Origin of the sequence: Pseudomonas palmensis (genome assembly GCF_017848315.1) — a bacterium.
Taxonomy (GTDB): domain Bacteria; phylum Pseudomonadota; class Gammaproteobacteria; order Pseudomonadales; family Pseudomonadaceae; genus Aquipseudomonas; species Aquipseudomonas palmensis.
In genome coordinates, this window is sequence record NZ_JAFKEC010000055.1 from 1 (window position 1) to 11218 (window position 11218).

The window sequence follows — 11218 nt, forward strand, 5'->3', positions numbered from 1 at the left end:
CTCCAGCCCCTTCGTACACTGGGCCCATCCGTTAAAGCCCCCGCCGGAGGCCGTCATGCACCAACCCCCCGCCGAGGGCATTGTCAGTGCCGTCTCGCGCGCCAGTGTCGCCGAAGAGGCCGCACAGGACCTGGCCCGTCAGCTGCTGCACCCGCACCTGGGCTTCGTGCTGTTCTTCTGCTCCGCCGAATACGACCTGCCAGCCCTGGCCCACTCGCTACAACAGAGCCTGGGCGGCATCCGCCTGGCAGGCTGCACCAGCGCCGGCGAAATCACCCCCGAAGGCTACGGCCGCGGCTGCATCACCGCGCTGGGCTTCGATTACCGGATGTTCTCGATTGCCGCCGAACTCATCGCCCCCATGCAGTACTTCAGCCTGATCGACGCGCAGCAGATGGTCGAGCGCCTGGTGGGCGACTGTCGCAGCAACACCCTGGCCCCGATCAAGGGCCACAGCTTCGCCCTGACCCTGCTCGACGGGCTGTCCAGCCGTGAGGAAACCGTGCTTGCCGCCCTCAGTGCCGCCCTGGGCGACATCCCGCATTTCGGCGGCTCGGCCGGCGACGACAACTACCTGCACCACACCCATGTGTACTTCGACGGCGCCTTCCACAGCAGCGCTGCCGTGGTGCTGCTGGTCAATACCTGCCTGGATTTCGAGGTATTCACCACCCACCACATCCAGCCGCGCCAGGAAAAGCTCGTGGTCACCCGCGCCGACAGTACCCTGCGCCGGGTCTACGAGCTCAATGCCGAACCCGCCGCGCAGGAATACGCCGCGCTGATCGGCGTGCCCCCCGAACAGCTCGACCACCGCACCTTCGCCGCCCACCCGCTGGCGGTGCGCATCAACGAGCGCTACTACGTGCGGGCCATCCAGCAGGTGCACGACGACGGCAGCCTGAGTTTCTACTGCGCGGTGGAGAACGGCATCGTGCTCACCGCCATGCGCCCCGGGCCCCTGCTGCCCAACCTGAGCGCGTTGTTCGACGGCTTGCGCGAACGCCTCGGGCCGTTGCTGCTGACCATCGGCTGCGACTGCTTCCTGCGCCGCCTGGAGCTGGAAGGCAGCGCCGAGTTCGAAGCCGTCGGCGCCTTTTTGCAGCAGCAGCCTGTGGTGGGGTTCAACTCCTATGGAGAACAGTTCAATGGCATGCACATCAACCAGACGTTCACCGGCGTCGCCATTGGCCAGCCCCGTGCACGCCGTGGACATTGACCAGGCCGCGCTGATCGCCCGCTTGCAGCATGAAAACCGCAAGCTCAGCCGTATCAACGCCGCCCTGATCGAACGCCAGGAATCGGGCGCCGCGCGCCCGGACGACTCCTATGCGGCGTTCCAGCACTCGGTGGTGCTGGCCGAGCAGGTGCGCGAGCGCACCGATGCGCTGAACCAGGCCATGGCCGAACTCAAGGCCAGCAACCACCTGCTCAGCGATGCGCGGCTGCGCGCCGAAACCGCGCACCAGTACCTGGTGGACGCCATCGAAAGCATTTCCGACGCCTTCGTGCTGTTCGACCCGCAGCAGCGCATCGTGCTGTTCAACCAGCGCTTCAAGGCGTTCTGGGCCAACAGCCGCATCCGCATCATCGGCGGCATGCGTCTGGCCGAGATCAAGCGGCTGATGCAGAGCACCGGGCTGTTCTGCGAAGAACAACGCGGCCCCAGCGCCGAGCACATGGTGTACCGCCTGCAGGGCGGGCGCTGGCTGCAGGTCAGCGAGCGGCCGACCCAGGGCGGCGGCTGCGTGATGCTGTTCACCGACATCACCCAGATCAAGCTCAGCGAAACCCAGCGCCGCGAACAGGCCGTGGCGCAGAAGTCGCACCTGCTGCAGCGTGCGGTCGACAACCTGTCCCAGGGCGTGGCCATGGTCAATGCCGACGGCGTGCTGGAGTTGTGGAACCGGCGCTTCCTGGAACTCAGCGGGCTGGCCCCGATTGCCGCCCACCGCGACTTTGCCGAGGTGATCGCCGACAGCGAGCTGGCCTTGCTCACCCCGGCCAGTACCGATGCCAACGGGCGCAGCATCCATGAACTGGAGCAGCGCCTGTTCGACGGGCGCATGCTCGAAATCCGTACCCATCCGCTGCCGGCCGGCGGTTTCGTCAACACCTTCACCGACATCACCGAGCGCTATCAGCATGCCGAGGCGCTGAGCGAGAGCGAGCGCTGGATCCGCCTGATCACCGATCACGTGCCGGCGCTGATCGCCTACCTCAACGCCGACCTGGTCTACGAGTTCACCAACAAGGTGTACGAGCAGTGGTACTGCTGGCCGCGCGGAGTAATGCTCGGCCAGAGCCTGCGCGAGGTGCACAGCGCCGAGCATTACCAGCGCCTGGAGAGCTACGTGGAGCGGGCACTGTCGGGCGAGAGCGTGACGTTCGAGTTCGCCGAAACCAACGCCCACGGCCAGGAGCGCTACATGCTGCGCTCCTATGTGCCCAACCAGCTGGCCAGCGGCGAGGTGGTGGGGATCTTCGTGCTGATCCGCGACATCACCGAACGCCGGCGTACCGCCGAAGCCCTGCACCAGGCCTACCAGAACCTGGAGTTGCGGGTGCGCGAGCGCACCGCCGAACTCACCCAGCTCAACCAGCAGCTGCTGCGCGAAATCGAAGAGCGGCGCCGCGCCGAAGCGCGCCTGCGCGAGGCCAAGCAGGAGGCCGACCAGGCCAACCTGTCCAAGACCAAGTTCCTTGCCGCGGTCAGCCACGACCTGCTGCAACCGCTCAACGCCGCGCGCCTGTTCACCAGCGCGCTGCAGGAGCAGAACTGTGCAAGCCCGGCGCTGGTGCGCAACGTCAGCAATTCGCTGGATGACGTCGAAAGCCTGCTGGGCACCCTGGTCGACATCTCCAAGCTCGATGCCGGGGTGATCAAGGCCGATGTCGCGACCTTCGCCGTCAGCGACCTGCTCGACAACCTGGCCGCCGAGTACGCCCATGCCGCCGCCAGCGAAGGCTTGCGCATGAGCTACGTGCGCAGCAGCCTGCGGGTGCGCAGCGACATCCAGCTGCTGGCACGCATCCTGCGCAACCTGCTCAGCAATGCCATCCGCTACACCCCGCAGGGGCGCCTGATGCTCGGGTGCCGGCGGCGTGGGCAGCGGGTGTTCATCGAGGTATGGGACACCGGCATCGGCATCGCCCCCGACAAGTGCGCCGAGGTGTTCCAGGAGTTCAAGCGCGGCGACCTGCAGCGTCCCGACCAGGATCGCGGCCTGGGCCTGGGCCTGGCCATCGTCGACAAGATCGCCGGCATTCTCGGCCACCGCGTGCACCTGCGCTCCACGCCGGGCAAGGGCTCGGTGTTCTCCATCGAGGTGCCGCGCAGCAAGCGTGCGCCCCGGCGCGAGCCGCAACCGTCACAGGTCGAGCCGCTGACCGAACGCCTGGACGGCGCACGTATCTGGGTGGTGGACAACGATGCGGCGATCTGCGCGGGCATGCGCAGCCTGCTGGAGCAGTGGGGCTGCTCGGTGGTCACCGCCCTGAGCGAGCAGGACCTGGCCCGCCAGGTGGCACTGGACAGCGAGTGGGCCGACCTGCTGATCGTCGACTATCACCTGGACAACGACCGCAATGGCCTGGAGGCGGTCGGGTCGATCAATACGCAGCGGCACACGCCGTTGCCGGCCCTGATGATCACTGCCAACTACAGCGTGGAGCTCAAGCAGCAGGTGCGCGACCTGGGCCACAGCCTGCTGCACAAACCGGTGCGGCCGATGAAGCTCAAGGCCGCCATCAGCCACCTGATCGGTTGCGAACTCAGCGTGGCTGGCGCCCGCTGACGAAGTGCGCCGCGTCGTTGTAGCCGTGGGTGGAGGCATGCCCGGGGGTAACCAGCGAATCGATGAAAGCTTCGTCTTCGGCGGTGATCTTCACCTGCAGGGCACCGCCATAGGTGTCCCACTGCGCTTCGGTGCGCGGGCCGACGATGGCGGAGCTGACGTGCTGGTTGTTGAGCACCCAGGCAATGGCGAACTCGACCATGCCCACGCCCTTGGCCTGGGTATAGGCGTGGATCTTCTGCGCGATGGCCAGTGACTCGCTGCGCCATTCGGTCTCGAGGATGCGCTTGTCCTGGCGCCCGGCGCGGCTGTTGGCGTCCGGGGTGGCGTCGGGGGCGTACTTGCCGCTGAGCACCCCACGCGCCAGCGGGCTGTAGGGCACCACGCCCAGGCCGTGAAAGGCTGCAGCGGTGAACTGCTCGGTTTCGGCCTGGCGGTTGACGATGTTGTACAGCGGCTGGCTGATCACAGGCTTGGGGATACCCAGGCGTTCGGCCAGGTTGCACACCTCGGCGATGCGCCAGCCGCGAAAGTTCGACACGCCCCAGTGACGGATCTTGCCCTGGCGCAGCAGGTCGCCGATGGCTGCCACGCTGACCTCCAGCGGGGTGGCGTGGTCTTCGCGGTGCAGGTAGTAGATGTCCAGGTAATCGGTGCCCAGGCGCGTGAGGCTGGTGTCGATGGCATTGAAGATATGCTTGCGGCTCAGGCCGCTGCGGTTGGGCAGGCCGTCGACCGGGCCGAAGCCGACCTTGGAGGCCAGCACCCAGTCGTGACGGTGGCGGGCGATGGCTTCGCCGACGATTTCTTCGGAGCGGCCGGCGTTGTACACGTCGGCGGTATCGATGAAATTGATGCCCTGGTCCCAGGCCTTGTCGATGATACGCAGCGAGTCTTCGGTGCTGGTCTGCTCGCCGAACATCATGCTGCCCAGGGTGAGGGCGGAAACCTGCAGGCCACTGCGGCCCAGGGGACGGTAGATCATACTCGAGCATCCTTTTGCGGGAGGGGGTCGAGCTGTTTTACAGGGTTGAAAGCTTCGTCGGCAAGGCCGGCTCCCGCACAATCGTGTGAACGGCCCTCAGGCCCGTAGGAGCCGGCCTTGCCGGCGAAGCGGTCGTCAGCTGGAGCGCGACACCCGCAGCGCCACCAGGCTGCCCACCACGATCAACCCCCCCAGCGAATACAACGCCACGTCGGTCGAGCCGGTCTGGTCCTTGATCCAGCCCACCAGGTACGGGCTGAGGAACCCGGCCATCTGGCCCACCGAGTTGATGATCGCCAGGCCCGCCACCGCAGTGCCCGCAGTGAGCAGGGCAGTGGGCATCGGCCAGAACATCGGCAGGCCGGTGAGCGCGCCCATGGTCGCGATGCTCAGGCCCAGAATCGCGATCACCGGGCTGTGGGCGAAGTTGACCGCCATCAGCAGCCCCACCGCGCCCATCAGCATCGGCACCACAAGGTGCCAGCGCCGCTCGTTGCGCAGGTCTGCCGAACGCCCCACCAGCAGCATGAACAGCCCGGCCAGCAGGTACGGGATGGCGCTCAGCCAGCCGATCAGCAGGGCATCGTCGAAACCCATGTTCTTGATGATCGATGGCAGCCAGAAGTTGATCGCATACACGCCGCTCTGGATGCAGAAGTAGATGAAGCCGAAGGTCCAGATCAACGGGTTGGCCAGCACCGACAGCAGGCTGTCGCTGGCGGTTTTCGGCTTGGCCGCCGCATCCGCATCCAGGTCGGCCTCAACCGCCTGGCGCTGCGCCGGGGTCAGCCAGCCGGCCTTGGCGTAGCCATCGCTGAGCAGCACGATCGCCAGACAGCCGAGCACCACGGTAGGCACGCCCTGGATCAGGAACATCCATTGCCAGCCGGCCAGGCCGCCCTGGCCGGCGGCGAAGTGGTTGAGAATCCACCCCGAGAACGGCCCGCCCAGCAGCCCCGATACCGGGATCGCCGACATGAACAGCGCCATGATGCGCCCGCGCCGCTGCGCCGGGAACCAACGCGAGAGGTACAGCACGATACCCGGGAAGAACCCCGCTTCGGCGGCGCCGGTGAACAGGCGCAGCACGTAGAACTCCATGGGGGTGGTGACGAACAGCAGGCAGGTCGACAGCGTGCCCCAGGCGATCATCATCAGCGCGATCCAGCGCCGTGGCCCGAAGCGGTTGAGCGCCAGGTTGCTGGGCAGGCCGCACAGCACGTAGCCGATGAAGAAGATGCCGGCACCCAGGCCGTAGATGGTTTCGCTGAACTTCAGCGCGTCGAGCATCTGCAACTTGGCGAAGCCGACGTTGACGCGGTCCAGGTAGTTGAACAGGTAGCAGATGAAGATGAACGGGATCAGCCGCAGGGTGATGCGCCGGTACAGCGCGTTGCGGTCGATGTCGTGGCCTTGGTCAGGGGCAGGGCGGTATGACATGATTCTCTCTCTGTTTTTATGTTTATCGCCGCAACTGCGTCGAGGCAGTTGTCATGACGAGTCTGTTTGAGCCAGAGGACGCTGTCTTTGTGCTTTTGCACAGCCTTTGCGCTGCACCGCTGTGCCCTCGACCAACCATTGCGACCACAAGGATCCGCCCATGTTCGAGCTCGACCACGACCTGGCACAGGATATCGTCGACCGTGCGATGGTCATTCTGCCCTACAACGTCAATGTCATGGACAGCCAGGGGCTGATCCTGGGCAGTGGCGAGGCGCAGCGTATCAACACCCGCCACGAAGGCGCGCAACTGGTGCTGGCCAACGCACGCATCGTCGAGCTCGACGAAGAGGCCGCCAGGTGCCTCAAGGGCGTGCAGCCGGGTGTGAACCTGCCGCTGCTGCTGGACGGGCGCCTGATCGGCGTGCTCGGCATCACCGGCGACCCGCAGCAGGTGCGCACCTACGCCGAACTGGTGCGCATGACCGCCGAGATGCTGCTGGCCCAACGGCACCTGCAAGTGCAGCAGCAGTGGCGCAAGCAGCGCTGCGACGACCTGCTGGCCTTGCTGCTGGGCGGCAACGGCGACGCCACCCGGCTGGTGGACGAGGCTCGGCAACTGGGTCTCAAACCCCAGCTCACGCGTATCCCGTGCCTGTTCGAGCTGGAGGAGGGCCCGGCCGCCGAGCCGCTGGCGGCCTGGCTGATGCTGCGCTACCCCGACAGCTGGTGCGTGAGCCCGGCACGTCAGTCGTTGCTGTGGTGCCGCCCGGCGACGGTGGCACTGGACGAACAGCGCCTGCTGGACAAGATGCAGGCCCAGGGTTGGACCGTGCAGCGCCTGGCAGTGGCTGGCCCGGCCGAAGGGCTGGACAACCTGCGCCGCGGTTATCGTCGGGTGCGCGACCTGCTTGCCTACGGGCGCGAGGTACTGCCCCGCCAGCGCCTGCTGACCCTGGCGCGCTATCGGCTGCCGGCGCTGTTGTGGCGTCATCGCAACGACGATGCACTGGACGAACTGCTGCAACCGCTGCAACGGCTGCGTGCCAAGGACAGCAACGGGCAGCTGCTGGCCACCCTGCGGGCCTGGTGCGCCCACGACGGGCAGAGCCAGGCGTGCGCCGAGGCGCTGGGCATTCACCGCAACAGCTTGCGTTACCGACTGGAACGGGTGGCCGAGTTGAGCGGGGTGGACCCGATGCGGCTGGAAGGGATGCTGAGCCTGTACCTGGGGTTGCAGTTGTTGCCCGTGAACAGTTGATTGCCTGTGCGGGCCGCTTGGTCGGTGCATTGTCCAACTGAACAAATAACCCTGCGCCCGCCTGTGCATCCGACCGACGCCCGCCGCCGGCGCAACTGTCAGCATGCAGCTCATCTGGATAAGGAGCACACCGCATGAAAATCGTCATCGCCCCCGACTCGTTCAAGGACAGCCTGAGCGCCGAAGACGTGGCCGCTGCCATCGCCCGGGGGCTGGCCGATGCCTTGCCACAGGCCGAGCTGGTCAGTTGCCCGATGGCCGATGGCGGCGAGGGCACCCTGCAGGCCCTGGTGGCGACCTGCAGCGGCGAACAGCGCAGCCTGCAGGTGCAGGGCCCGCTCGGCACACCGGTACTGGCCCACTGGGGCTGGTTGGCCGACAGCCACACCGCCATCATCGAAATGGCCCAGGCCAGCGGCCTGCAACTGCTCGGCCTCGCGCAGCGCGATGCATGCCGCAGCAGCACCTATGGCACCGGGCAGCTGATCGGCGCGGCGCTGGATGCCGGGGCACAGCGCATCATCCTGGCCATCGGCGGCAGTGCCACCAACGATGCCGGCAGTGGGATGCTGCGAGCGCTGGGGCTGCGGCTGTTCGATGCCCAGGGCGCTGAACTGGCACCGGGCGGCCTGGCCCTGGCGCACCTGGCCCGGCTGGACAGCAGCGGGCTGGACCCGCGCCTGCTCGACGTGCAGGTGGAAGTGGCCGCAGACGTCGACAACCCACTGTGCGGGGCCAATGGTGCCTCGGCGATCTTCGGCCCGCAAAAGGGGGCGAGCCCCGCCCAGGTCGCCTTGCTCGACCATGCACTGGGGCACTTTGCCGACCATTGCGCCGGCCTGCTGGAGGAAGACGTTCGGGCGTTTCCGGGCTGTGGCGCAGCGGGCGGCATGGGCTTTGCGGCCAAGGCCTTCATGGGCGCGCAGTTTCGTGCTGGGGTCGAAGTGGTGGCCGAGCTGGCCGGGCTGGAGGCGGCGGTACGCGGTGCCGACCTGGTGATCACCGGGGAGGGGCGCTTCGATGCACAGACTCTGCGCGGCAAGACTCCGTTCGGTGTGGCGCGCATAGCCAGGCGTCACGGCGTGCCGGTGGTGGTGATTGCCGGCACCCTGGGCGAGGGCTACCAGGCGCTGTATGAGCATGGCATCGATGCGGCATTTGCGTTGACCAGCGGGCCGATGAGCCTTCAGCAGGCGTGCGAGCAGGCAGCGCCACTGCTGCGCGACAGGGCGCGGGACATCGCGCGGCTGTGGGCCTTGCACCAGGGTCTGTAACAAGCCCACTACTGCTTCGCCGGCAAGGCCGGCGCCTACAGACAGCGGCCAACCTGTAGGCGCCGGCCTTGCCGGTTATATACATAGATCAGCAACTGGCAACTGTTCGCCTGGCAACACCCTCCCGACACTAGCCCTCGAATACAACACTCGATTACTTGCCGCTTTATAACCAAACCCCTTTAAACAAGGCACTTCGCCAGTTGGCACGCTCGCTGCAATAGTCCCTGTGAGATTGACTATACCAATAGAAACTCGCCTAATTTTAATCAGGTGGGGAGCAAGACCTTGAAACGCGTGCATTGGGCAACTTCGGCAGTATTGCGACATTCATCCCTGTTCGCTGTAAGCAGCGCACTATTAACCTTCATCCCGTTGGCCTCGGCTGCCGACACCGACACCAGCGGCGACAAGCGCCTGGGTACGGTCACCGTGCAGGCCGCCAAACAGAGCCCTGTGCAGGCGGCGCAGAGCAAACTCGACGAGGTCGCCGGCGGTACCAGCCTGGTCACCCAGGCTGAAGTCGAAAAGGGCCGCTCGGCCACCCTGGAGGACACCCTGGCGTACCAGCCCGGCGTCTACGCCCAAGCTGCCGGTGGCAACGATGCCATCAAGATTTCCATTCGCGGCTCCGGCGCCAATACCTCGCCCGGCTATTTCCGCGAAGGCACCAAGTTTCTCTTCGACGGCCTTGCACTGACCGGCGCCGGTGGCACGCCCTATGAACTTCTGGATACCCAGGGCCTGAACTACACCGAAGTACTGCGCGGTGCCAACGCCTTCGAATACGGCGCACTTTCACTGGGGGGCGCGATCAACTTCGTGACCAACTCCGGGCTGACCGCACCGGGCAACCGCATCAAGCTCGAAGGCGGCAGTTTCGGCTGGCAGAAGCAGACCCTGAGCACCGGCGGCGTGGCCGGCAATGCCGACTACTACGTCAGCGTCGACAACGCTCGCCGCGACGGCTACCAGGACTTCACCTTCACCAAGGCCAAGGGGGTGGTCAGCAACTTCGGCTACCGCTTCAACCCCAAGCTCGAAACCCGTCTGTACATCCGCTACCGCGAGGAATACCACGAGAACTCGGGCACCCTGACCCTGGCGCAGCTCAAAAAGAACTCCAAACAGACCAACGCCGCCACCTACGCCACCCGTGGCGACTCCACCAAGCGCGGCTCGACCTGGGTCGGCAGCAAGACCACCTACACCTTCGATGACGATGCCACCCTCGAAGCCGGGCTGGTGTACCACAACTACCCGCAGATCCTCAGCCGCAAGAGCACCGTCAACCCCAACTACTGGGACTGGCGCGACATCAACTACTCGCTCAAGTACAGCCGCACCGACCAGCTGTTCGGCCTGCCCAGCACCACCACCGCGGGCTGGAGCAGCACTCAGCACATCCGTTCCGGCGCACGCACCTACAAGGGCGACAAGGACCTGGGCATTCTGCAGAAGCAGGTCGAGTACGACGGCTCGTTCGACCATGTGTTCACCCTGGGCAACGACCTGGGCCTGACCGACAACCTGTACCTGGCCACCGGCGTGTCGGCGATCGAGATCAAGCGTGACATCAACGTCACCTACAGCGACCGCCCCAACACCAGCGGCCTGCCCAGCCACTACAAGTACGACGAGTGGAAGCTGGCCCCGCGTATCGGCCTGCGCTACTACATCGCCCCGGACGTGCAGCTGTTCGCCAACGCCAGCCGCACTATCGACCCGCCAAGCTCCTGGTCCAGCTCCGGCTCCGGGGTCACCAGCAACTACGCCAAGCCACTGGTGCCGCAAGCGGCCAACACCGTGGAGTTCGGCATCAAGGGCAAGTCGGGGATCTTCGACGGCAGCCTGGCGTTCTACAAATCCTGGGTCAAGAACGAGCTGCTCAACGTCGAAGTGCTGCCGGCCACTGCCACCTCTGCTGCGGTGGTGTCCACCTCCAATGCCACGCCCACCATCCACCAGGGCATCGAGGCCGGCCTGAGCACCCGCCTGTGGGAAGGCGCCAACGGTGACAGCCTGACCTGGCGCCAGGCCTACACCCTCAACGACTTCCACTACGAGAACGACCCGCTGTTCAAGAAGAACGAACTGCCGGGCCTGCCCAAGCACGTGTATCAGGGCGAGCTGCAGTACCAGTGGGCCAGCGGTTTCTACGCCGGGGTCAACGTGCGCACCGCGTCCAAGACGTCGGTGGACTACGCCAACAGCTTCTACGCGCCGTCCTACACGCTGTGGGGTGCGCGCCTGGGTTACGACGACCCGGGCAAGACCTGGCAGGTGTACCTGGACCTGAAGAACATCACCGACCAGGACTACGTGACCGCCGTACTGCCGACCTACAACTCCCAGGGCAGGGACGTCGCGTCGCTGTACCCGGGCGACGGCTTCGGCGCCTTCACCGGCGTGACCTACAACTTCTAAGCCAGCGCGGCCAGCACCGACGTGCACCTGCACG

At 66.0% G+C, this 11218-nt stretch carries 7 protein-coding genes; 5 read left to right on the top strand and 2 right to left on the bottom strand.

The window, feature by feature from the left end; all coding sequences use genetic code 11:
- Nucleotides 1-55 precede the first annotated feature (55 nt).
- Nucleotides 56-1219 (top strand): nitric oxide-sensing protein NosP, encoded by a 1164-nt coding sequence (gene nosP / locus JZZ72_RS22375; protein ID WP_058540175.1) that lies wholly within the window; start codon nucleotides 56-58, stop codon nucleotides 1217-1219.
- The gene (gene nahK, locus JZZ72_RS22380) at nucleotides 1149-3797 is read left to right on the top strand and encodes a hybrid sensor histidine kinase/response regulator NahK/ErcS' (protein ID WP_078481000.1); all 2649 of its coding nucleotides are present in this window, start codon (nucleotides 1149-1151) and stop codon (nucleotides 3795-3797) included. Before nosP ends, nahK begins: the two co-directional genes overlap by 71 nt.
- On the opposite strand, the gene JZZ72_RS22385 is transcribed toward nahK, so the two are convergent.
- Nucleotides 3775-4782, bottom strand: a complete 1008-nt coding sequence (locus tag JZZ72_RS22385) for an aldo/keto reductase (RefSeq protein ID WP_043862758.1) — start codon at nucleotides 4780-4782, stop codon at nucleotides 3775-3777. The genes nahK and JZZ72_RS22385 overlap by 23 nt on opposite strands.
- Nucleotides 4783-4917: 135 nt before the next feature.
- Nucleotides 4918-6222, bottom strand: a complete 1305-nt coding sequence (locus JZZ72_RS22390) for an MFS transporter (protein ID WP_058540176.1) — start codon at nucleotides 6220-6222, stop codon at nucleotides 4918-4920.
- A gap of 160 nt (nucleotides 6223-6382) precedes the next feature.
- Here JZZ72_RS22390 and JZZ72_RS22395 point away from each other — a divergent pair, with 160 nt between their 5' ends.
- The 3 genes from JZZ72_RS22395 to JZZ72_RS22405 all read left to right on the top strand — a co-directional run bounded on the left by JZZ72_RS22395 (nucleotide 6383) and on the right by JZZ72_RS22405 (nucleotide 11184).
- Complete coding sequence (locus tag JZZ72_RS22395; RefSeq protein WP_058540177.1) at nucleotides 6383-7483, top strand: sugar diacid recognition domain-containing protein; 1101 nt, start codon at nucleotides 6383-6385, stop codon at nucleotides 7481-7483.
- 134 nt (nucleotides 7484-7617) lie between these two features.
- Nucleotides 7618-8757: a glycerate kinase gene (locus JZZ72_RS22400; RefSeq protein ID WP_054914526.1), complete on the top strand. Its 1140-nt coding sequence runs from the start codon at nucleotides 7618-7620 to the stop codon at nucleotides 8755-8757.
- Nucleotides 8758-9054: 297 nt separating this feature from the next.
- Complete coding sequence (locus JZZ72_RS22405) at nucleotides 9055-11184, top strand: TonB-dependent receptor family protein (protein ID WP_229590261.1); 2130 nt, start codon at nucleotides 9055-9057, stop codon at nucleotides 11182-11184.
- Nucleotides 11185-11218 lie beyond the last annotated feature (34 nt).